The sequence below is a fragment of the Arthrobacter sp. Y3223166 genome, from assembly GCF_059090935.1.
Genome location: NZ_JBNHGE010000017.1, coordinates 20,917 through 41,580, shown reverse-complemented (window position 1 = coordinate 41,580; position 20,664 = coordinate 20,917). Strand labels below are relative to the sequence as shown.

Here is a 20,664-nt window from a genome sequence, read left to right as displayed (position 1 = left end):
GGAACATATCTTGAGGTACCCGTTGTTGCACGTGGTAGCTTCAGCGTTTGCCGGCCACCCGCCGGTTGGCTCGTCGTCCCACATCACAAGGGGTTTTCCACCATGATTCGTCGTCGTTTGTCCGTCCTCGGTGCCGCCGCAGCCGCCGCCCTGGTGCTGGCCGGCTGCAGCACGTCCTCGCCGTCGGGGTCGGAGCCGGCGACCTCCTCCGCCGCGACCACGCTGCAGGAGATCCAGGACGCAGGCGTGATCACCGTGGGGACCGAGGGGACCTACCGCCCGTTCTCCTTCCACGAGAACGGCACCGGCGACCTGACCGGTTACGACGTCGAGGTCGTCACCGCGGTGGCGGACAAGCTCGGCGTCGACGTGCGGTTTGAAGAGACCCAGTGGGACGCCATCTTCGCGGGGCTGGAGGCGGGCCGCTTCGACGTCATCGCCAACCAGGTTTCGATCAACGAAGACCGGCTGGCCAAGTACGACTTCTCGGACCCGTACACGGTCAGCACCGGCGTCGTCGTCGTGAAGTCGGACAACAACGACATTTCCTCCCTGGCGGATCTGGAGGGCAAAACGTCCGCCCAGTCGCTGACCAGCAACTTCTACAAACTGGCCAAGGGCGCCGGAGCCAATGTCGAGGCCGTGGAGGGCTGGGCGCAGGCGGTTTCGCTGCTGGAGCAGGGCCGGGTGGACGCCACGGTCAACGACAAGCTGACCTACCTGGACTACCAGGCCACCAACGACAACAAAGACATCAAGGTAGCCGCCGAAACGGACGAAGAAACGCAGAGCGCCTTCGCCTTCCAGAAGGGCAGCGACGAGCTGGTCGAGGCCTTCAACACGGCGCTGGAGGAGCTGCGCGCCGACGGCACGCTGGCAAAGATCTCCGAGAAGTACTTCGGCGCGGACGTCAGCAAGTAAATCCGGCCGCTTCAAAGGGAGACGCTAACGTAACCGTATGGACATCGACTGGGAGCTCGTCGGCAGTTCGCTCTGGCCTATAGTCCAGGGCGGGCTGACCGGCACCATCCCCCTCTCGCTGGCCAGCTTCGCCATCGGCCTGCTGCTGGCGCTCGTCGTGGCCCTGATGCGCTTGAGCCGCAACCGGATCCTGGCCGGCATCGCGCGCGCCTACGTGTCGGTGATCCGCGGCACCCCGCTGCTCGTCCAGCTGTTCGTGATCTTCTACGGCCTGCCGTCGATCGGCGTGGTGCTTGAACCGTGGCCGAGCGCCATCATCGCGTTCTCCCTGAACGTGGGCGGCTATGCGGCCGAAATCATCCGCGCCGCGATTCTGTCCGTCCCCAAGGGCCAGTGGGAAGCCGGCCACACCATCGGCATGGCCGGCACCACCACCCTGCGCCGCATCATCCTGCCGCAGGCAGCGCGGGTGTCGGTGCCGCCGCTGTCCAATACCTTCATCTCGCTGGTCAAGGACACCTCCCTCGCTTCCCTGATCCTGGTCACCGAGGCGTTCCGGGCCGCCCAGGAAATCGCGGCGTTCAGCCAGGAGTTCATGCTGCTCTACATTGAGGCCGCGGCGGTCTACTGGGTGTTCTGCCTGGTGCTCTCCGCCGGGCAGTCCCGACTGGAGAAGAGGCTGGACCGCTATGTCGCCCACTGACGTCCCCTCCGCCGCCGCTTCGCAGCCCGGCTCCGCCGCAGGGCCGGTGCTCTCCGTAGAGGGGCTGCGCAAGTCCTTCGGCAGCAACCAGGTGCTCAAGTCCATCGACCTCTCCGTCCAGACGGGCGGGGTACTGGCCCTGATCGGACCCTCCGGGTCGGGCAAAACCACCGTGCTGCGCTGCCTGAACGGCTTGGAAATCCCCGACGGCGGGCGGGTCGCCTTTTCGGGCGGGCCGGCCGTGGATTTCGGTTCGCCGGTGAACCGAAAACAGATCGCCGCCCTGCGCGACCGCAGCGCCATGGTGTTCCAGCACTACAACCTGTTCCCGCACATGACCGTGCTGCAGAACATCATCGAGGGCCCGGTCCAGGTGCAGAAGCGGTCCAAGGCCGAAGCGGTGCGCGAGGCCAGGTCGCTGCTGGACCGTGTCGGGCTCTCCGGCAAGGAAGACCAGTACCCGCATCAGCTCTCCGGCGGACAGCAGCAGCGGGTCGGCATTGTCCGGGCGCTGGCGCTCAAACCCTCGCTGCTGCTGTTCGACGAGCCCACGTCCGCACTGGATCCTGAACTGGTGGGCGACGTGCTGCACGTGATCAAGGAACTGGCTGACGAGGGCTGGACCATGGCCCTGGTCACCCACGAGCTGGCCTTCGCCCGTGAAGTGGCCAGCGAAGTGGTGTTCATGGACGGCGGCGTGGTGGTGGAACGCGGACACCCCGAACAGGTGCTGCGCGAACCGCGGGAGGAGCGCACCCGGCAGTTCGTCCACCGGCTGCTCAACCCGTTCTAGGACCGGGTTCACTTCCGGCTGGCCCGCCCTCCCCCGACCGCTTCCAGCATCCGCGGCGGTCCCGCGTGACCGGTTTCCAACACGCGCGGCGGTCCCGCCTGACCTGCTTCCAGCACCACGCCGCCGCGCCGGGTGTGGCGCACGCCACGCCGGTGCGAAATTCATCTGATGTCATCTGGGATGGCAGAATGTAAAGTTCCATGCACCGTTCCGCATGGCAGGCTCGTTCCGGCCGGAAGCTTCCATCCCGCGTTTCTCCTGCGCGGAAACCTCCGGCCACGAAAGGCAGAACCATGGCCACTTCCCTGGCTACCAAGTCGTTGACCGCACAGACGGCTTCCGAAGCACACGATCTCCTGAATGCTGCGGTCGAAGAGTTGCAAAAGCTCGCCGCCATCGACGGCGATTGCGGCATCCTGGTCACTCGCACCGGCCCCGGGCAGTTTACGGTGGAGCTGAGCGACGACGTGCCCTACGGCATCACCCAGGAATCGCATCTGTACTAAGCGGTTGGCGGGCCGGTCCCGGTTATATGACGCCGCCCGGTTGCCCGGAATGAAGCGCCGGCCCGCCCCGGTGGGATAATTTCGCCCATGGCTCCAGCGATTGCGTACCAAGGTGAACCCGGCTCGAACTCCCACATGGCTTGCCTGGAAGTGCGCCCCGGTTGGGAAGCGGTGCCGTGTGCCAGCTTCGAGGATGCGTTCGCTGCCGTCACCGGCGGCGAGGCGGAACTGGCCATGATCCCCATCGACAACTCGATCGCCGGCCGGGTGGCGGACATCCACGCCCTGCTGCCGAAGACCACCCTGCAGATCGTGGAGGAATTCTTCCTGCCCATCCGTTTCAGCCTGCTGGGCGTACGCGGGGCCACCGTGGAGCAGGCCCGGGAGGTGCACAGCCACATCCATGCTTTGGGCCAGTGCCGCAAGCTGATCCGCAGGCTCGGGCTCACTCCGGTCATCGCAGGCGACACCGCCGGTTCGGCCCGGGAGGTGGCCGAATGGAACGACCCGACCAAGGTCTCCCTGGCGCCGCCGATGGCCGCCGAACTCTACGGTCTGGAGGTTTTCGCGGAAAAGGTCGAAGACGATCCGACGAACACCACACGGTTCGTGGTGCTGGCCGACCGCCGGCCGGTCCCGTCCCGCGAGGAACTTCCCGGTCCGGCCGTAACCAGCTTCGTGTTCCGCGTGCGGAACGTGCCGTCCGCGCTGTACAAGGCGCTGGGCGGTTTCGCCACCAACGGCATCAACATGACCCGGTTGGAGAGCTACATGGTGGGCGGCGAGTTTGCCGCCACCATGTTCATGGTGGACGTCGAAGGCCACCCGGACGATCCGGCCATGGTCCACGCCTTCGAGGAACTGGACTTCTTCACCACCGAAATCCGCATCCTGGGCGTCTACCCGGCGCATCCGTTCCGGCAGCGGACCGTGCGCCCGGGCGCCGCCGCGCAGTAGCCGTGGGACCAGCAGTCGGACAGTAGCCTTCGGGGCAGCAGCCGTCGCACGGCCGCCCGTCGGGGCAGCAGACACCTCGCGGCGCCCGGAAGTAAAACGCTGCATTTGACGAACTGTTACCGGCGTTTGACCCAGGCCCTTCCCCGCTCTTAGCGTGGAGACGAATCAAGAGCGCCAACTTCACAGCCCTGGCTGGTTGGCCGGCAACCCTCTACCGTAGCGGGGTGCTCCAGGTGATGATTCGGCCCGCCGGGTATGTCGGCAGGCAAGTACGCGTATCCACCCGCAGCAGCTCGGCCGCAGCGGATGCGCCCAAGCCCCAAGGACGCCATGTCGCTACACCATGACCTGACCCCCCACACGTTGCGCTCCGCCTTCGGCCGCTTCCCCTCGGGCATCGCGGCGCTGTGCGCGACCGTCGCCGGCGAGCCGCAGGGCATCGTCGCCTCCTCGTTCACCGTGGGCGTCTCCCTCGAGCCGCCGCTGGTGATGTTCGCCGTGCAAAACACCTCACGGACCTGGCCGCTGGTCCGCCGGGCCAACCGGATCGGCGTCTCGGTGCTCGGCACCGGACACGACGGCGTCTGCCGCCAGATCGCGTCCAGGAACGGTGACCGCTTTGCCGGCCTGAGCCTGCACGGCACGGACGACGGCGCGCTTTTCCTCAACGACGCGGCGCTCTGGCTGGACTGCTCGGTGCACCAGGAGGTCCCGGCCGGGGACCACCACGTCGTGCTGCTGCAGGTGCACGGACTGTCCACGCACGACGGCACCCACGAGCCCCTGGTCTTCCACGATTCCGCGTTCCGCCGGTTGGAACAGCCGGCCTTCGTCTAGGACCCACGGTCCCGGCCCCCGCCGGCAGCCGGCGGGGCCGGGCGGGGGCAGCTAAGGCAGCGGCCTGCCTCGGGCCGCCACCCACAGGGAGTACCACTCCTCGCGGGTCATCGATGCTCCAACCGCTTCCGCCTCGGCACAGGCCCGGATCCGGTCCGGGCTGCTGGTACCGACGACCGGCCGGATGCCTGCCGGATGCCGCAGCAGCCAGCCCAGCACCACGGCCTCGGGCGGGCACCCCTTGTCCCGGGCAAGTTCCGTGACCAGGGCTGCCGCTGCATGATCCGCCGGGGGTGAGGCATCCGCGGGCGCGGAAGCATCCGGTGTCGCGGCCTCCGCTGCCGCACGCCCGCTGTACCGGCCCTTGGCCAGCGCGCCCCAGGCCTGCAGCTCCACCCCGTGGGCGGCGCAGTATTCCAAGGTGCCGTGCGGGAAGCTGATCCCCGGTCCCTCCGGGTGGTTCACCAGCACCCCCGACTCCAGCCAGTCGCGTCGGTACAGGCTCATTTCCAGCTGGTTCACCGCCAGCGGTTCATCCAGCGCCGACTGCAGCCAGCGCATCTGTTCGCCGGACATGTTCGAGACACCAAGGCGGCGTACCTTCCCGGCCATCCGAAGCTCGTTGAACGCCGCGGCGATCTCCTCGGCCGGCGTCAGCGGATCGGGCCGGTGGATCAGCAGCGTATCCAGGTGATCGGTGTGCAGCCGGCGCAGGCTTTCGTCGGTGCGGGCCAGGATGGCTTCCCGCGAGGAGTCGTAGTGCCCGACCATGCCGGGGACCGGCAGCCGGATGCCGCATTTGCCCTGCAGCCGGATCGAGTCGCGCAGCTCGGGACTTTCCGCCAGCACCCGCCCGAACGCGGCCTCGGCCTTGCCGTGGGCGTAGATGTCGGCGTGGTCGAAGGTCGTGATCCCGGCCTCCAGCGCCGCCGCCACGGCCGCGTGCGCGGCCGCCACATCGGCCGCTTCCAGCGGCCCGCTCCCCCAGCCCCCACCCAACCCCATGCAGCCGAAAATGAGGCGCGAGCCGGCGTCGTTCATTGATAGTTCCCCCTTCGCTGGGCAGGTTTCCAGCGTACGACGGCGGTGCCCGGGGGAGGCATCGGCGCCGGCCCCGGGTGATGCAGACACCGAAGAACACCCCTCGTAGCGGGGCGCCGATTCAACTCGGGTGGCATCAGCCGGTGTGGCGACGGAGGAACGCCACGCTGCGCTCCAGCACCTGCCACGCCGCTTCCAACTCCAGGTTGAACTGGAACTGGTGCCCTAGGCCGGCCTCCGTGTGGGGGAAGAACTCCTCCACGGCCGCGCCCTTGATCCGCAGCGCTTCGACCAGCCCGAGCGAGTGCGGCAGCAACGGGTCCGTGTTGCCCGCTGACACGAAAGCCGGCGGATAGCCGGCGCCCACGTGCTTGGCCACGGAGGCCAGCGCGACGTAGGGACGCTCCAGATAGTCCTTGGCCCCGGTGTAGGACCACAGCACCGTGCGCAGGTAGTTCTGGTTCCCGGCCTGGTCCGCCCCGGCGAGCGAGAGGTCGTACGCCCCGCAGTGCAGCAGCACCGCGCGCAGCCGCTCCGGCTTCATGGGCGAGGCAATGCCGAGCCTTTTGGCATAGTCGGGATCGGCGATGACCAGCGCCAGTTGTGCGGCAATTTGCGCGCCCGCAGAGTCCCCGGCCAGCACGATCCGCTCGGTATCGATGTGCAGCCGGTCGGCGTTGTGTTCCAGGTAGCGCAGCGCGGCGGCCGTCTGGCGCACCGGCGCCGGGTAGCGGCGCACGTGGGCCAGCGAATAGTCCACTCCCACGGCGGTGAAGCCGTAGGAGGCGAGAATCCGCAGGTAATTGGCGACGTCGTTCTTGGTGCCGGAGATCCAGGCCCCGCCGTGGATCCAGACAATTGTCGGAAGGCGCAGCGAATCCTCGGCCGCCTTGTCCGGGAAGAACACGTCCAGGCGGGTATGCCCGTGGTTGCTGAGGTATTCCTGATCCAATACTTCGCTGATTCCGTCCGGCACGTGCCGGGCCATCGCGCGGGCCGTGCGCCGGCCGTCCCGTTCCGACAGCACCCGCAGCAGCACCGCCAGCGGCCGGGGGCTGAAGCGCAGCCACAGGACCAGGCCGCCGGCAAGGGCCGCCGGGACGGCGACGAGCACGGCAACTGCTGTCAGTGCGCGGCGGATACGGACCTGCATGGCTTCCTCCGATCGGCCGGTAGTGAACCAATCGTGAGCCCGCCCCGCCCGCGGGGCAAGCCCCTCCCCTGCCTGACCGTCAACCGTCGGAACCCCCCGCCCGCGAAGGGACGTGAGACCCGCAAACGGCTGGACGGCCCACCGACGAAAAGCCTTGCAGCTCCCCGCCAAGGGCGGGAAACCACGTCACCCGAGGGCAACCACCAGGCTCAGCGCGGCCAAGACCAGGGCGACCGGCGTCATGGTCCACCGCTCGGGCTTGCTGCGCGAGATGGCGTTCATCAGGACGCCGACGAACAGGTACGCGGTCAGGACCCAGCCAAGAACGAGCGACGCGGTCTCCGGCAACGCGTCGAGAAACTGCGCGCGGTCCATGATGACGAACACGAAGAACGCATACAGGAGCACCGAGACCGCGCTCCCGATGCGCAGCTTCGCCGGCAGGATGCGGTGGCTTCCTCCCCAGGCGAACCGGCCCAGCGGCAGGCCCGCGGCCAGCAGGATCTGGAAGACGGCCAACAGCGCGAAGACAAGGCACGCGGCGATGGCCGCAACGGTGATCATGGCGAGCAGTGTAGCGGTGCAGCCTTGAGCCGCGGTCAGGCGGTCAGCGGCTGGCGATCAGGCGGCCGCGCGGTCAGCGGCTCGTGACCTTGCCCGTCAGCGAGGCGATCGGGCGCAGGAAGATCGGCCGGGCCAGGAACCAAGCCGCCACGGTCACCGCGACGGAGGCGGCAAAGATCCAGAAACCGGTCCACCCGCCGTCGTCCGTGGCCGCATACATGTGGTTGAGGTTGCGCAGCGCGCCGGTGGCCAGCACCAGCGTCACGTGCACGATGATGAACAGCACGAAATACACCATCACCGGGAAGTGGATGGCCCGGGCCGCCTCAATCGGGAAGTACTTGTTGACCGCGGCCCGCTTGGGCCAGGCGGCCGAGGTGCGCAGGCCGGAGACGATGGCCAGCGGGGCGGCGATGAAGACGGTCGCGAAGTAGGTCAGCAATTGCAGCGCGTTGTAGTTCACCCACCCGTTCTCCAGCGGCCAGTCCAGCGAGGCGTACTGCAGCACCGCGGACAGCGCGTTCGGGAAGATGTCCCAGCTGGTGGGCACAATCCGCATCCAGTGCCCGGTCGCGAAGATCAGCACCATGAAGACGATGCCGTTCAGCACCCACAACGCATCCAGCGTCAGGTGGAACCACAGGTTCAGGGTGATCTTGGTGGGCGCGTTCCTGGTCTTCACCAGGCCCTTGTTGTTGCGTGTCCAGTACGCCGGCGAGCGGGTACCGGCCCGTACCTGCAGGCCGGTGCGGATGATCAACACGATCAGGAAGAAGTTGAGGAAGTGCTGCCAACCCAGCCACGCGGGCAGCCCGACCGGCGCGGATTCGGGCAGTTCGGAGCGGCCCGGGTAGGCGGCCAGGAAGTCCTGGACGCCCGGCATCGTGCGAAGCCATTTGGCCAGCAACACCAACAGCAGGAGCACGACGACGGCGCCGGCCACCGCCGCGGTGATCTTCAGCCACGTCTTCCGGGTGCTCCCGGACGGTTTCGTCGAAGTGGACATCGCCAGCTTTCCTCGTTCCCTGCGTCCCGACAGTCCGGGCTTCGTGATTCAAGGTACCCCGGCCGGGCGGCATCGTGCCACACGCGCGGCCGCGGCGGCCAGAGCCCGCCGCAGCACGGCGTGAGCGGGGCGTTATTGGCCGTCCTGCGGCATCCATTTCAGGCAGTAGCGCAGGTTGGCGGTGACGGTCCGCACCGCGGCTTCTTCGTCTCCGGCCGCGATGGCGTCCGCGAGGTCCTCGTGTCCGGCGCGCAGACATCCATCGAAGCCGTCCCGCAATCGCTGGGCCATCTTGGTCCCGTGGAACACATCGCCGAAGCTGCCGTACAGCTCGTGCAGCAGCTGGTTGCCGGAGGCCTCGGCCACGGCCAGGTGGAAGTCCCAGTCCGCGGCGATCCAGCCTTCCAGGTCCTGTTCGGCCCACGCATGCCGGCGCCGGGCCAGCCTCTCCCGCAGCGCCTCCACGGCGCCGCCTGGGCCCGCCGGCTCGGATCGCGCCGATTGCGCCGCCAGCCGCGCCGCCTGGGTGTCCAGCGCGAAGCGCACCTGGAGCACGTCCTCGTCGTCGTACTCCCGGTAGGCGCGGCGGGCGGTGCCGCTGATCTCGCTGGTGGCGCGCACGTACGTGCCGTCACCGCGGCGCACCTCGAGCATCCCGGCGTGGGCCAGGGCCTTGACCGCCTCGCGCAGCGTGCCGCGGGAGACGCCCAGACTCGCCATCAGTTCCGGCTCCGGAGGGATCCGGGACCCCAGCTGCCACCGCCCCGCCGCGATGGACTCCCGCAGCCTGGACGTGACTTCCTCCGCCAGCGGCGGCCGCTGGAGCGGGCCGGACCTCACGCCTGAGCCTTCCGCACCAGGCCGCTGACCGCGTGAGCCAGCAGCAGTTGCAGGGCCGCGCCGGCCACCAGGAGCACCAGCGGTACGGTCCAGTCGGCGAGTGCATCGTGCAGCAGGCCGAGGCCGAACGGGCCCAGGGCGGCGAAGAGGTAGCCCACCGATTGGGCCAGCGTGGACAGTGCGGTGGTCTCGGACGCACTGGAACCGCTGCGGCTGATCACCAGCATCAGCAGCGGGAAAACCCCAAAACCCAGTCCGATCAAAACCGCGGGCAGCACGGCGAGCTCGGCGGGCAGCACGAGCAGGGCGAGGTAGCCCGCCAGCGACGCCGCGCAGGTGATCATGAAGGCCGGCCGCAGCAGGCCCGGGCGCGCCGCCATGGACAACAGCAGGACGACGGCGGGGATGGACACCAGCTGGACCAGCGCGAGCAGCTGCCCGGCGGCCGCGGCATCCACCCCGCGCGAGATCAGGATGTACGGCAGCCAGCCCATCACGGAATAGACGAGCAGCGCCTGGATGGTGAACAGGCCGGTGAGCAGCGCGCCCTTGCGCGTTAGCAGCAGCGGCCACGGCGACGAGTGGTCCCGGGTCCGCGTGCCCGAACCGCGCCTGCCGGCCACGGCCATGGGAAGGAACACCGCGAGCCCGACGACGGCCAGCAGCGCCCACGCGGCCAGCGCGAGCGACGGCGAGTCCAACTGCGCGGCCAGAGGGACGCTGATGGCCGCGGCCAGGGTGGCGCCGACGGACATGGAGATGGTGTAGGCCCCGGTCATCGTCGACGGCCGGTGCGCGAAGTACTTGCGGATGAACGCCGGCAGCGCCACGTTGCAGACCGCCAGTCCGGACATGGACACCACCGTGCCGGCCAGCAGCATCCCGACGGATTCGACTCCGCGCAGGCCCAAGCCCGCGATCAGCAGTGTCAGCGCGAGTGCGATGGCGCGTTCCAGCCCCATGCGGCTGCTCAGCCAGGCGGTCGCGGCTCCGGCCACGGCGAAACACAGCACGGGAACGGTGGGCAGCAGTGCGGCGACCAGCGGCCCGTACCCCAGCAGTTGCTGCAGGTCGTGGAAGAGCGCGGCCGCGCTGGCAATACCAGCCCGGAGGTTCAACCCGATGAGTATCACGGCGGCTACGGCCGCGGCGATGAACCAGCGGCGGTGCGCGGCGGCGGGCGCCGGGGCAGCCTCCTGCACGTTGAGCTCCGGCACCAGAGCCTCGGCGAACTCCCCCGGAGCCTCGTCGCTGCCCGGCGCATGGTCGCCGCCCGGCGCGTGGTCGCTGCTGCCGCCGCCGGGCTGTCGCTCCAAAATCATTCTCTAAACGTTAGACGTTTGATGTCTGAGGCACCAAAACCGACGCCGGCGCCTCGGGCGGCGTAAGGCTGCCCGGGGTGCCGGCATCGTCGGCGCAGAACCCGCCGCCTAGTTGGCGAAGACGTCCTGCAGCGTGCCCTGCGGGGCCCACAGTGCTATGGAGTCGCCGCCGTTGTTCAGCAGTGACGCGGTGCCATTGCTGTAGTAGGCCTCTGCGCTGTTGGTGCCGGGACCGGTGTAGACCCGCAGCTCCGCGCCGGGGGCAAGCACGTAGCCCGCGCCGACCGTCAGGATATTGTTCGCCGCGTCGCGGATGATGTAGCCGCTGGCGTCGATGCTGTGGTTCGCCGTATTGCGCAGCACCACGTGCTCGCCGGTCTCCGGCTGGACGTCGCTGCCGGCTGGGTCGTTCACCGCACCGGCGATTTCCAGGCCGGTGCCCGCGGGGAAGGGCTTCCGCCCGTCCAGGTATCGCATGGTCTGGATCGGGAAGTCACCCGTGACGGCATCGACGCCGAGGTCGATGGAGTGCTGGACGGCCTCGGGCGAGTTGGCGGTGTAGACGCCGACGACCAGTCCGGCGGCCTTGGCATCTGCAACATTCTGCGCCGTCAGGGTGCGGTAGTTGGTGCCGATCGAATCGGCAAAGGCCGCCCACGATTCCAGCGTGGCCGGACCCGGGACGGTGCTCGAGAGCTGCTGCAGCGCGATCTCGGGAGCCAGGCCGGCGAAGGTGCGGTTGGAGGCCTCGTCGAAGCCGAGGACCTGGACCTTGTCGGCGGCAACAAGCTTCGTCCAGGCGGCATCGGTGCGGAGCTCGTCGGCGACGAGCTGTTCGATGCCCGGGGAGTTCTTCGGCGACTTGATTTCGATGTACACGCCGGTCTTCACCGTGGCGATCTTCGCCGCGTCGTCCAGGTGCGGGATCCGCTCCCCTTGGTACTTGGCGCCGAAGTAGGATCCGGCGTCGAGCTGCTGCAATTCATCCCAAGTAAAGGACGTGATGGGGTCCCCGGCACGCTCGGGGAATACCTCCTCCACGTTGGTGGTCCGGGCCGGAGTGTCGTCGTGGAACAGGAACGGTACGCCATCGGCGCTGAGCTGGACGTCGATCTCGAAGAAGTCGGCGCCGGAGGCGCGCCCGTCCTTGAAGGCCGCAACCGTATTTTCGGGGGCGGTGCCGGCGGCCCCGCGGTGGCCGATCAGCAGCGGGGCTTCATCCTGCGCGCCCGGGTTGTTCTGCGCGCCGGCCGCCGGGGCGGCCACGAGGGTAGCGCCGACGGCGACGGCCGCGGCGGAGGTGGTCAATGTTCTGAGCAGGCGAGATGCCATGGGATATGACGCCCTTCGTAGTGGTTGTCGGGTTTCCCCGCCATCGAGCTTCACAGCGCCGGTGATCCTGCGGGCCAACTGGCTGTGAACTCGGGGTGAAAGGAAACACCACTGAGGGCGGGGACGTGGAACCGGCGGGATCGGACCGCCAACGGAAGCCGCCACGGCGACGCTAGACTCGGAGGGGCATGAACACTTCCGCCAATACCCCGAGCTCGGTGCGCGTCGATGCGTGGCTGTGGGCCATCCGCGCCTACAAGACCCGCTCCGCGGCCACCGCCGCCTGCCGTGCCGGACACGTGCGGCTTAACGGCAACCCGGTCAAGGCCTCCCAACCGGTGGTCCCGGGCGACACCCTGCGGGTGCGGCAGCCCGGCTACGAACGGATCCTGGAAGTGCGCCGTCTGATCGCCAAACGGGTGGGAGCCGAGGCGGCCTCGCACTGCTTCACGGACCACACGCCGCCGCGCCCGGCGATTCCCTCGCTCGGAATTCCGCAGCGCGACCGGGGTGCCGGCCGGCCGACCAAGAAGGACCGGCGGGAGATGGACAGGCTGCGCGGCCTCCACTAGGAACGGGAGCGTGGAAGCCGTTCGGTGGTCCCTGGGAACGGGAGCGATGCGGCGCTTCGGCGGGCGCTTCGGCGGCCGCTGGGAACGGGAGCCCGCAAGCCGTTCGGCCGCCGCTCAGGACGGCCGGATGGCCCGGTGCTGCACCGCCCCGCCTGCGCTGCCTGCCAATTCACGCCGCGCCGGGCTTCTTACTTCCATGCCGTGAGCGTAACTCACTTCACATAACCGGCCGGACGGTACAAGATGGAAACCGGAGACGGCCGCGCCGCCGTCCCGCTGCTATGTCATTATCCGAAGGAGATCAGGGCTGTGACCACCACTTCCCACGCCGCTTCATCCACCCAGCCGGGCTACCGGGTCCAAAACCCGTCCACCGGCGAGGTGGTCGAGGAATTCCCCACTGCCACCGACGCCGAGGTCAAGGACGCCCTCGCCAGGTCCCAGGCTGCCTACACAGCGTGGAAGGCCACGCCGATCACGGACCGCGCCAAGGTAGTGTCCCGCATTGCGGAACTGTTCACCGAGCGGGCCGACGAGCTCGCCGCGATCATCACCGAGGAAATGGGCAAGCCCCTGTCCGAGTCCAAGGGCGAGGCCGAGTTCTGCACCGACATTTTCAGCTACTTCGCTACTGAAGGCCCCGACCTGGTGGCGGACCAGGAAATCAAGGCCATCGGCGGCGGCCGCGCCATGATCCAGAAGCTGCCGGTCGGCCCGCTGCTGGGCATCATGCCGTGGAACTACCCCTACTACCAGGTGGCCCGCTTCGCCGCGCCGAACCTGATGCTGGGCAACACCATCATCCTCAAGCACGCCGAGACCTGCCCCCGCTCCGCCCTGGCCATCCAGAAAATCATGGACGACGCCGGCGTGCCCGACGGCGTCTACATCAACCTCTTCGCCAGCCACGAGCAGATCGCGGACATCATTGCCGACCCGCGCGTGCAGGGTGTCTCGCTGACCGGCTCCGAGCGGGCCGGCGCCATCATCGGCGAGCTCGCCGGCAAGAACCTGAAGAAGGCCGTCTTGGAACTGGGCGGCTCCGATCCCTACGTGCTGCTGGACACCGACGACGTCAAGGCCGCGGCCGAGCAGGCGTGGGCCACCCGCATCGAGAACACCGGCCAGGCCTGCAACTCCAACAAGCGCATGATCGTCATGGAGGACATCTACGACGACTTCGTGGCCGAGCTGACCAACCTGGCGAAGGACCTCAAGCCCGGCGACCCGGCCGAAGAGGCCGAGGGAACCTACGCCCCGCTTTCCTCCCGGGCGGCGGCCGAAGGACTGCACGAGCAGCTCAAGGACGCCGTCAACAAGGGTGCCACGCTGCACGCCGGCGGCACCCTGCACGATGGCCCCGGCGCCTACCTGGCCCCGGCTGTTCTGACCGGCGTCACTCCGGAGATGCGAGCCTACCGCGAAGAGCTGTTCGGCCCGGTGGCCGTGGTCTACAAGGTCAGCAGCGACGAGGAAGCCCTGGAACTGGCCAACGACACCGACTACGGGCTGGGCGGCGTCGTCTTCTCCAAGGACGAGGAGCGCGCCCGCAAGATCGCCCAGCAGCTGGAGGTGGGCATGGCCAACGTCAACGGCGTCGGTGAAGGCGCCGACATCCCGTTCGGCGGCGTGAAGCGCTCCGGCTTCGGCCGCGAGCTTGGCCCGCTGGGCATGGACGAATTCGTCAACAAGCGCCTGTTCTACATCGCCGACTAACCGGTCCGGCATCCACTGATCAGCAGGCGCCCTTCCCGCTCGCGGGAGGGGCGCCTGCTGATCTTTGCTTTCTGAGACGGCCAGGGTTTGGAATGGCGGCGTGCAACAGCGCTTTAACGGTGCCGTCGCAGTCCGCCCGCGAGGCTCGCTGGCGTCCTCGCAGCCTGCGAATTTGGCCCGGATGATGGCCGGGACGCCTCCTACCGATGACAGATTCGCGCGGCGTCGGTACATTCACAAGACTGGTGCTGAAGCTTTACGGCCGGCTGCACCGATTGTATTTACCCGCCGGACGCAAGGCATGTCATGGACTTTCAGCCCGAGCCCCAGACCAATACGGCTTCCCAGCCCAGTTCCGCTCGCGAATCGGCGCGCCCGTCTCGGGCACCGAACAGTATCGCGGCCGGATATCTGGCACTCATGGCCCGCATGAAGTCCGCCGGTCTACTGACCCGCCGCAGGGGCTACTACATCACCCTCTTCGCCGTGCTCATGATGCTGCTCGCCGCGGCGTGGACGGGGTTCTCGTTGCTCGGGAGCAGTTGGTTCCAACTCCTGATCGCGGCAGGGATGGGAATCCTGTTCACCCAGTTCGCCTTCCTGGCGCACGAAGCGGCCCACTGGCAGGTCTTCGAGAACAAGCGTGTCAACGAATGGGCTGCCCGGCTGGTTGGCACCTGCCTGGTGGGCATCAGCTACGCCATGTGGATGCGCAAACACACCAAGCACCATGGGTTTCCCAACACCGTGGACAAGGACCCGGACATCAGGACCGGGTCCATCGCCTTCCACCCGGACGCTGCGGCCGGGCGCCGCGGCGCGATGGTCCGTGTCACCCGGCTCCAGGGCTACCTGCTGTTCCCGCTGCTGCCGTTCCTGGGCTTCAGCCTGTACGCGGATTCCTTCAAGTACCTGGTCCGGCAGGCCAAGGTGGAGCACCGCTGGCTGGAGCTGGGCATCCTCGCGGCCCGCGCAGCCGTGCTGCTCACCGTGGTCTTCTGGCTTCTGCCCTTGGGGCAGGCGTTCGCGTTCATCGGCGTGCAGATGGCGGTCTTCGGCTTTTACATGGGCGCATCGTTTGCCCCGAACCACAAAGGCATGCCGATCTATTCGAAATCCAGCCGGCCGGACTTCGTCACCCGACAGGTGACGGCCTCCCGCAACATCCGCGGCGGCTGGATGATGGACCTGCTGATGGGCGGTCTGAACCGCCAGGTCGAACACCACCTGTTCCCCGACATGCCCCGTCCCTGCCTGAGCAAGGCGGCGCCGATGGTCCGCCAATACTGCCGCGAGCACTCGATCCCGTACACGGAGACCAGCCTGCTGGCCTCCTATGCGGCGATAGTCCGCTACCTGGGCGCCGTCGGAATAGCCGCCTCCGATCCCTTCCACTGTCCGGTGGCGGATATCTACCGCCGGGTCTGAGCCCGCGCGGGCCCGGATTCCTTGCGCCCGGGGCGTCCTCCCTGTCTGCGCTGGCATGGACACCGGCTGGGCCAGCACAGAGAATGGGCGCATGGACCTGCCCGTGATGCCACCCGTTCCGCCCATGCTGGCCAAAAGCGTGGCCAAGATCCCCGACGGCGGAATGACGTACGAGCCGAAATGGGACGGCTTTCGGTCAATCATCTTCCGCGATGGCGACGAGGTGGAGATCGGCAGCCGGAACGAGAAGCCCATGACTCGCTACTTCCCCGAACTGGTGGACGCGTTCCGTGAGCAGCTGCCCGAGCGCTGCGTCGTGGACGGGGAGATCATCCTGGTGGGCGAAGGCGGCGACAGGCTCGACTTCGAGATGCTGCAGCAGCGCATCCATCCGGCGGCCAGCCGAGTCAAGCTCCTCTCGGTGCAGACTCCCGCCCGGTTCGTGGCCTTCGACCTGCTCGCCCTCGGCGACGACGATCTGACCTCGCGCCCCTTCGAGGAACGGCGGGCCGCGCTGGAGAAGGCGCTCTCCGCCGTCGTCAATCCCATCCATCTGACCCGGGCCACCACCGACCCGGTGGTGGCCGAGCGGTGGTTCGGAGAGTTCGAGGGGGCCGGGTTGGACGGCGTGGTGGCCAAGCCCTTGGACGGAAAGTATCAGCCGGACAAGCGGAGCATGTTCAAGATCAAGCACGAGCGCACTGCCGACTGCGTGGTCGCGGGCTACCGCGTGCATAAGAGCGGGCCGGGCCTGGTGGGCTCGCTGCTGCTGGGCCTGTACAACGACGGCGGAACCCTGGTGCACGTGGGCGTGGCCGGGGCGTTCAGCATGAAACGCCGCAAGGAACTGTTTGAGGAGCTGCAGCCGCTGATTGCCGATTCGGACGGCCATCCCTGGAACCGCGAACAGCACGAGGCCGGCGAGCGCACACCCCTGACCACGGAGGGCAGCCGCTGGAGCGGCGGCAAGGACCTGTCCTTCGTGCCGCTGCGCCCGGAAAGGGTGCTGGAGGTCAAATACGACCACATGGAGGGCGAGCGCTTCCGGCACACCGCGCAGTTTGTCCGCTGGCGGCCGGACCGCGATCCGGAGTCGTGCACCTACGGGCAACTGGACGAGCCGGTTTCCTACGACCTGAACGACGTGCTGCTGTAGCGCGCCGGGCCGGGACTCAGTCGCCGGGCCGGGACTCAGTCCCAGCGGCCCGCTGACGCCGGCCAGGTACCCCGGTGACGAGCCGACGGCGGCCGGGTTCCTCAGCGCCAGCCGGCGGCCGGTGCCACGTGCTGCACGATGTTGCCCAGCATCTTCACGTTGTACTCCACGCCCAAGTAGTTCGGCACCGTCAGCAGCACCGTGTCCGCGGCCTGCACCGCCTGGTCCCGGGCCAACTCGGCGGCGATCTTGTCCGGATCCCCGATGTAGCTCCTGCCGAACCGCGAGCGCGTACCATCGAGCATGCCGACCTGGTCGTGCTGGTCGGCCTGGCCGCGGAGCCCGAAGTAGCGCTGGTCTTCGTCGTCGACAATCGGCATCACGCTGCGGCTGACCGACACCCGCGGAACATGCGCGTGGCCTGCCTTCTGCCAAGCCTCGCGGAACAGGTGGATCTGCTCGGCCTGCAGTTGGTCGAAGGGCACGCCGGTGTCCTCGATCAGCAGGGTGGAGCTCATCAGGTTCATGCCCTGCTCCGCGGTCCACACGGCGGTGGCGCGGGAGCCCGCACCCCACCAGATCCGCTCCGGCAGCCCCGGGGACGTGGGCTCCACGGGAAGCATGCCGGCATGCCTGCCCTGGAGGTGGTTCGGGTCGGCGGGGACCATGCCCGCACCCGTGATGGCCCGGCGGAACACCGCGGTATGGCGCCGGGCCATGTCCGCATCGGTCTCGCCCTCGGCCGGCCGGTACCCGAAGGCCGCCGCACCGTTCAGCGCCGGCTCGGGTGACCCGCGGCTGATCCCCAGTTGCAGCCGCCCGCCGCTGATCAGGTCCGTGGCCGCCGCCTCTTCGGCCATGTAGAGCGGGTTTTCATAGCGCATGTCGATCACGCCGGTGCCGATCTCGATCCGGTTGGTCCTCGCGGCGATCGCTGCCAGCAGCGGAAACGGCGAGGACTGCTGCCGCGCGAAGTGGTGCACGCGGAAATACGCGCCGTCCACCCCAACTTCCTCGGCCGCAACGGCGAGCTCGATGCTCTGCAGCAGCCCTTCAGCGGCGGTGGGAACCGGCGAGCCGACGGCGGGGCTCCAGTGGCCGAAGGACAGGAAACCGATGCGCTTCATATCCGCCACAACCCCGCCGCCGGTACTTCAATTCCCTAGCTCCCGTGCGGAACCACCACGGCTCGGCCGCTGAGCTCGCCGGCCTGTAGCTTGCGGTAGGCCTCCAGCGCATCGTTCATGCTGTAGCGCTCGATCTCCGGAACGATCTGCCCGGCCTTGTACATGTCCACCACCTCGTGCAGGTCCTCGATGGTGCCCCAGTAGGTGTTCGTGATGACGGACTCGTACGGGTTGGTGAAGAAGCTCCACTCCAGCGTCCCGCCGGCGATCCCCACCACCGTCAACCTGGACAGCCGGGCCATGGAAGCGGCGGCGGTCTTGACGGTCGGGCCCACGCCCACGAAGTCGAACGCGGCATCGACGCCCCGGCCGCCGGTGATGTCACGGATCCGCTCGGCCTGCCCCTCGCCGCCGGAAACGGTCACGGCGCCGGCCTCTTCGGCCTTGCGCATCGCTTCTTCCTTCATGTCGGTGGCGATGACGGTGGCGCCGGTCAGCGCCCTGAGGATCTGCACGGCGATCTGGCCCAGGCCGCCCAGCCCGATGACCAACGCGTACTTGCCGCCGCCGGCCAGGTGCGGCAGCGACTGCTTGATGGCGTGGTACGGAGTCAGCGCAGCGTCGGCCAGCGGCGCCGCGGCCACCGGATCGGCGTCGCCGAGCGGCACCAGGTTCCGCGCCGGCACGGTGACGTACTCGGCCATCCCGCCGTCGCGCCCCAGTCCCACGCCGAGGTAGGGCATCTTGGCCGCGTTCTCGCAGTAAGTGTCCTGGCCGCGCGAACACGCCTTGCAGTGCCCGCAGCCAATCGGCCCATAGACCAGATAGGCATCGCCGACGTTGAAGCCTTCCACGCCCTCCCCGAGCTCTTCGACCCACCCGGAGTTTTCGTGGCCGAGCGTAAACGGCGGCGGCACCGCCCCCGGGCCGCCGGCCTCGAAGTCGTTGTAGATGGCGACATCGGAGTGGCAGGCTCCGGCGCCGGCGACCTTCAGCAGCACCTCCCCGGCCCGCGGCTTCGGCCGCTCCACGTCCTTGATGGTGGGAAAAGTCTTGAAGTCCTCGAACACTACAGCGCGCATGATTCACTCCTGCCGGTTGACTCTGCGATAGCTACACACGCCACCCTACGCACCGCGGAAAATGGTCAGCAAGCTGTCTATCGAGTTGTCACGTTTCACCAGTCTGTGTAGCGTAGGCCACGAGGCCACCTCGAGGGGCGCACCAGCGGCCCTGGCCCGATTCCAAAGGAGGCAACTGATGCAAACCGTGGAAGAAACCATTGATGTAGCCGTTCCGGTCCGCACAGCGTACGACCAGTGGACGCAGTTCGAATCCTTTCCGAACTTCATGTCCGGCGTTGAGTCCGTGACCCAGCTGACCGACACCACCAACCACTGGAAGACCAAGGTCGGCGGCGTGGAGCGCGAGTTCGACACCGAGATCGTGGAGCAGCAGCCGGACGAGCGCATCGCCTGGCGCAGCGTCGACGGCAAGTCCCACGCCGGCGTCGTGACGTTTAGCCCCCTCGGCGCGGACAGCACCAAGGTCTCGGTGCGCTTCGAGTGGGATCCCGAAACCTTCACCGAGAAGGTCGGCGCCGCCCTGAATATCGACGACAAGCAAGTGAAGTCGGACATGCGCAAGTTCAAGGAGTTCATCGAAACCCGCGGCGCCGAAACCGGCGCCTGGCGCGGAGAAGTGAACGACAGCGGCCCCATCGGCACGCAGCTCTAAACTTCCAAAACCACAAGCACGACGGCGGTGGGCCGGCTCTCGGAGCCGGCCCACCGCCGTCGTTTGCTCGCCCACCTGACAGCGCTGTCGCAGCAGCCGGCCCTTCCAAGCCAACAAATTTTTCCGGATTCTCCCCCATTTTCTGGTTATCCGGTTTACTCTAGGCCGCAGGGGATTAACTGAGCGGCGATGGGGGCCAATCATGCGGAAAAATCAGGAACGGCCGGAAGCCAATCCAGTAGCCGACATGGAGCGGATGGGACCTAAGCCCGTCCACGGGTCCGGGGACAGCACGGGGATGCCGAATCTGGCAGCGGCCCAGATACCCGGCCCCGGAACAAGTCACATTGTGGCCGGCGAGGATCGGCATCTGCCGGATGATGCTGCCGATCCGCTGGAAAAGGAAGGCCACCTCAGCCGACCGCGCCGCACCCGCGGCTGGCTTCCCTGGAGCCGTGGAACCGGCCGCCACCGCCTCGCTTGATCAGCGCTCGCACCACCATCAGCATCCGCGTCCAGCGAAGGAGCCCGCCATGGCCCGTCCCGTGCACTTTGAAATCCAGGCAGAAGACCTGGAACGAGCCAAAAACTTCTACGCGACCGTGTTCGGCTGGACGTTCGAGGACTATTCACAGGTCACCGGCACTCCCTACTACGGCGTCGTGACCGGCCCGGAGGACCAGCCCGGCATCAACGGCGGCCTCATGCAGCGCCCCGCCCCGACCCCGGACAGCGGCCAGGGCACCAACGCCTGGGTGGTCACCATGGAGGTGGACGACTACGACGCCACCGAACGGAAGATCCTGGCGGCCGGCGGCCAAACCGCCCTGCCGAAGTACGCACTGCCGGGAATGGCGTGGCAGGGCTACTACCTGGACACCGAAAACAACACCATCGGCATCCATCAGCCCGACGAACAGGCCGGGATGTCGTAACAACTTCAAGCGGCGGCG

At 67.9% G+C, this 20,664-nt stretch carries 21 protein-coding genes and 1 riboswitch; of the genes, 12 read left to right on the top strand and 9 right to left on the bottom strand.

The features are described from left to right. Positions 1-102 precede the first annotated feature (102 nt). The 6 genes from AC5RUH_RS09735 (at position 103) to AC5RUH_RS09710 (ending at position 4,717) form a co-directional block, all read left to right on the top strand. Entirely contained in the window at positions 103-921 is an 819-nt protein-coding gene (locus tag AC5RUH_RS09735; protein ID WP_494000806.1) for an amino acid ABC transporter substrate-binding protein, read from the top strand. Between the two features lie 43 nt (positions 922-964). Then, the gene (locus AC5RUH_RS09730) at positions 965-1,624 is read left to right on the top strand and encodes an amino acid ABC transporter permease (protein ID WP_494001307.1); all 660 of its coding nucleotides are present in this window, start codon (positions 965-967) and stop codon (positions 1,622-1,624) included. Next, entirely contained in the window at positions 1,611-2,417 is an 807-nt protein-coding gene (locus AC5RUH_RS09725) for an amino acid ABC transporter ATP-binding protein (RefSeq protein WP_494000807.1), read from the top strand. The genes AC5RUH_RS09730 and AC5RUH_RS09725 overlap by 14 nt, the downstream gene beginning before the upstream one ends. Before the next feature lie 293 nt (positions 2,418-2,710). Beyond that, complete coding sequence (locus AC5RUH_RS09720) at positions 2,711-2,923, top strand: hypothetical protein (protein ID WP_494000808.1); 213 nt, start codon at positions 2,711-2,713, stop codon at positions 2,921-2,923. Between the two features lie 87 nt (positions 2,924-3,010). Next, positions 3,011-3,880, top strand: a complete 870-nt coding sequence (locus tag AC5RUH_RS09715) for a prephenate dehydratase (RefSeq protein WP_494024260.1) — start codon at positions 3,011-3,013, stop codon at positions 3,878-3,880. Between the two features lie 163 nt (positions 3,881-4,043). Next, a riboswitch (SAM riboswitch) is annotated at positions 4,044-4,158 on the top strand. A gap of 52 nt (positions 4,159-4,210) precedes the next feature. Further along, positions 4,211-4,717 (top strand): flavin reductase family protein, encoded by a 507-nt coding sequence (locus AC5RUH_RS09710; protein WP_494024259.1) that lies wholly within the window; start codon positions 4,211-4,213, stop codon positions 4,715-4,717. A 51-nt stretch (positions 4,718-4,768) separates the two neighbouring features. Here AC5RUH_RS09710 and AC5RUH_RS09705 read toward each other — a convergent pair whose 3' ends face one another. The 7 genes from AC5RUH_RS09705 to AC5RUH_RS09675 form a co-directional block, all read right to left on the bottom strand. Further along, positions 4,769-5,758, bottom strand: coding sequence for an aldo/keto reductase (locus AC5RUH_RS09705; RefSeq protein WP_494128452.1), 990 nt, complete (start codon positions 5,756-5,758; stop codon positions 4,769-4,771). 136 nt (positions 5,759-5,894) lie between these two features. Then, complete coding sequence (locus AC5RUH_RS09700) at positions 5,895-6,911, bottom strand: alpha/beta hydrolase (protein ID WP_494128451.1); 1,017 nt, start codon at positions 6,909-6,911, stop codon at positions 5,895-5,897. Positions 6,912-7,097: 186 nt separating this feature from the next. Next, positions 7,098-7,475 (bottom strand): hypothetical protein, encoded by a 378-nt coding sequence (locus tag AC5RUH_RS09695; protein WP_494000813.1) that lies wholly within the window; start codon positions 7,473-7,475, stop codon positions 7,098-7,100. A gap of 73 nt (positions 7,476-7,548) precedes the next feature. Further along, entirely contained in the window at positions 7,549-8,481 is a 933-nt protein-coding gene (locus AC5RUH_RS09690; protein WP_494024256.1) for a cytochrome b/b6 domain-containing protein, read from the bottom strand. 132 nt (positions 8,482-8,613) lie between these two features. After that, positions 8,614-9,321, bottom strand: a complete 708-nt coding sequence (locus AC5RUH_RS09685) for a FadR/GntR family transcriptional regulator (RefSeq protein ID WP_494128450.1) — start codon at positions 9,319-9,321, stop codon at positions 8,614-8,616. Next, complete coding sequence (locus AC5RUH_RS09680) at positions 9,318-10,643, bottom strand: MFS transporter (protein ID WP_494128449.1); 1,326 nt, start codon at positions 10,641-10,643, stop codon at positions 9,318-9,320. The genes AC5RUH_RS09685 and AC5RUH_RS09680 overlap by 4 nt, the downstream gene beginning before the upstream one ends. A 108-nt stretch (positions 10,644-10,751) precedes the next feature. Then, positions 10,752-11,975, bottom strand: a complete 1,224-nt coding sequence (locus AC5RUH_RS09675) for a glycerophosphodiester phosphodiesterase family protein (protein ID WP_494128448.1) — start codon at positions 11,973-11,975, stop codon at positions 10,752-10,754. A gap of 188 nt (positions 11,976-12,163) precedes the next feature. Here AC5RUH_RS09675 and AC5RUH_RS09670 point away from each other — a divergent pair, with 188 nt between their 5' ends. The 4 genes from AC5RUH_RS09670 (at position 12,164) to AC5RUH_RS09655 (ending at position 16,847) form a co-directional block, all read left to right on the top strand. Continuing rightward, positions 12,164-12,547 carry an RNA-binding S4 domain-containing protein gene (locus AC5RUH_RS09670; protein ID WP_494049370.1) on the top strand — a complete coding sequence of 128 codons (384 nt, stop codon included), beginning with the start codon at positions 12,164-12,166 and terminating at the stop codon, positions 12,545-12,547. Between the two features lie 309 nt (positions 12,548-12,856). Then, complete coding sequence (locus AC5RUH_RS09665) at positions 12,857-14,263, top strand: NAD-dependent succinate-semialdehyde dehydrogenase (protein WP_494012965.1); 1,407 nt, start codon at positions 12,857-12,859, stop codon at positions 14,261-14,263. Positions 14,264-14,683: 420 nt separating this feature from the next. Continuing rightward, a complete protein-coding gene (locus AC5RUH_RS09660; RefSeq protein ID WP_494128447.1) occupies positions 14,684-15,691 on the top strand; it encodes a fatty acid desaturase family protein in 1,008 nt (335 codons plus the stop codon). 91 nt (positions 15,692-15,782) lie between these two features. Continuing rightward, positions 15,783-16,847 carry an ATP-dependent DNA ligase gene (locus AC5RUH_RS09655; RefSeq protein WP_494073936.1) on the top strand — a complete coding sequence of 355 codons (1,065 nt, stop codon included), beginning with the start codon at positions 15,783-15,785 and terminating at the stop codon, positions 16,845-16,847. Positions 16,848-16,948: 101 nt separating this feature from the next. On the opposite strand, the gene AC5RUH_RS09650 is transcribed toward AC5RUH_RS09655, so the two are convergent. Both AC5RUH_RS09650 and AC5RUH_RS09645 read right to left on the bottom strand, forming a co-directional pair. Beyond that, complete coding sequence (locus tag AC5RUH_RS09650) at positions 16,949-17,974, bottom strand: LLM class flavin-dependent oxidoreductase (protein WP_494128446.1); 1,026 nt, start codon at positions 17,972-17,974, stop codon at positions 16,949-16,951. Positions 17,975-18,009: 35 nt separating this feature from the next. Next, positions 18,010-19,056 carry an NAD(P)-dependent alcohol dehydrogenase gene (locus tag AC5RUH_RS09645; RefSeq protein WP_494128445.1) on the bottom strand — a complete coding sequence of 349 codons (1,047 nt, stop codon included), beginning with the start codon at positions 19,054-19,056 and terminating at the stop codon, positions 18,010-18,012. Between the two features lie 178 nt (positions 19,057-19,234). Here AC5RUH_RS09645 and AC5RUH_RS09640 point away from each other — a divergent pair, with 178 nt between their 5' ends. Together AC5RUH_RS09640 and AC5RUH_RS09635 are read left to right on the top strand one after the other, a co-directional pair. Next, positions 19,235-19,711 (top strand): SRPBCC family protein, encoded by a 477-nt coding sequence (locus tag AC5RUH_RS09640; RefSeq protein WP_494012970.1) that lies wholly within the window; start codon positions 19,235-19,237, stop codon positions 19,709-19,711. Positions 19,712-20,244: 533 nt separating this feature from the next. Beyond that, complete coding sequence (locus AC5RUH_RS09635) at positions 20,245-20,646, top strand: VOC family protein (RefSeq protein ID WP_494012971.1); 402 nt, start codon at positions 20,245-20,247, stop codon at positions 20,644-20,646. Positions 20,647-20,664: the final 18 nt, after the last annotated feature.

What these genes read in the sequence shown, in the direction of transcription:
- AC5RUH_RS09735 (WP_494000806.1), top strand. Translation starts at nt 103, where the DNA reads ATGATTCGTCGTCGTTTGTCCGTCCTCGGTGCCGCCGCAGCCGCCGCC.
- AC5RUH_RS09725 (WP_494000807.1), top strand. Translation starts at nt 1,611, where the DNA reads ATGTCGCCCACTGACGTCCCCTCCGCCGCCGCTTCGCAGCCCGGCTCC.
- AC5RUH_RS09720 (WP_494000808.1), top strand. Translation starts at nt 2,711, where the DNA reads ATGGCCACTTCCCTGGCTACCAAGTCGTTGACCGCACAGACGGCTTCC.
- AC5RUH_RS09715 (WP_494024260.1), top strand. Translation starts at nt 3,011, where the DNA reads ATGGCTCCAGCGATTGCGTACCAAGGTGAACCCGGCTCGAACTCCCAC.
- AC5RUH_RS09710 (WP_494024259.1), top strand. Translation starts at nt 4,211, where the DNA reads ATGTCGCTACACCATGACCTGACCCCCCACACGTTGCGCTCCGCCTTC.
- AC5RUH_RS09705 (WP_494128452.1), bottom strand. Translation starts at nt 5,758, where the DNA reads ATGAACGACGCCGGCTCGCGCCTCATTTTCGGCTGCATGGGGTTGGGT.
- AC5RUH_RS09700 (WP_494128451.1), bottom strand. Translation starts at nt 6,911, where the DNA reads ATGCAGGTCCGTATCCGCCGCGCACTGACAGCAGTTGCCGTGCTCGTC.
- AC5RUH_RS09695 (WP_494000813.1), bottom strand. Translation starts at nt 7,475, where the DNA reads ATGATCACCGTTGCGGCCATCGCCGCGTGCCTTGTCTTCGCGCTGTTG.
- AC5RUH_RS09690 (WP_494024256.1), bottom strand. Translation starts at nt 8,481, where the DNA reads ATGTCCACTTCGACGAAACCGTCCGGGAGCACCCGGAAGACGTGGCTG.
- AC5RUH_RS09680 (WP_494128449.1), bottom strand. Translation starts at nt 10,643, where the DNA reads ATGATTTTGGAGCGACAGCCCGGCGGCGGCAGCAGCGACCACGCGCCG.
- AC5RUH_RS09675 (WP_494128448.1), bottom strand. Translation starts at nt 11,975, where the DNA reads ATGGCATCTCGCCTGCTCAGAACATTGACCACCTCCGCCGCGGCCGTC.
- AC5RUH_RS09670 (WP_494049370.1), top strand. Translation starts at nt 12,164, where the DNA reads ATGAACACTTCCGCCAATACCCCGAGCTCGGTGCGCGTCGATGCGTGG.
- AC5RUH_RS09660 (WP_494128447.1), top strand. Translation starts at nt 14,684, where the DNA reads ATGGCCCGCATGAAGTCCGCCGGTCTACTGACCCGCCGCAGGGGCTAC.
- AC5RUH_RS09655 (WP_494073936.1), top strand. Translation starts at nt 15,783, where the DNA reads ATGGACCTGCCCGTGATGCCACCCGTTCCGCCCATGCTGGCCAAAAGC.
- AC5RUH_RS09650 (WP_494128446.1), bottom strand. Translation starts at nt 17,974, where the DNA reads ATGAAGCGCATCGGTTTCCTGTCCTTCGGCCACTGGAGCCCCGCCGTC.
- AC5RUH_RS09645 (WP_494128445.1), bottom strand. Translation starts at nt 19,056, where the DNA reads ATGCGCGCTGTAGTGTTCGAGGACTTCAAGACTTTTCCCACCATCAAG.
- AC5RUH_RS09640 (WP_494012970.1), top strand. Translation starts at nt 19,235, where the DNA reads ATGCAAACCGTGGAAGAAACCATTGATGTAGCCGTTCCGGTCCGCACA.
- AC5RUH_RS09635 (WP_494012971.1), top strand. Translation starts at nt 20,245, where the DNA reads ATGGCCCGTCCCGTGCACTTTGAAATCCAGGCAGAAGACCTGGAACGA.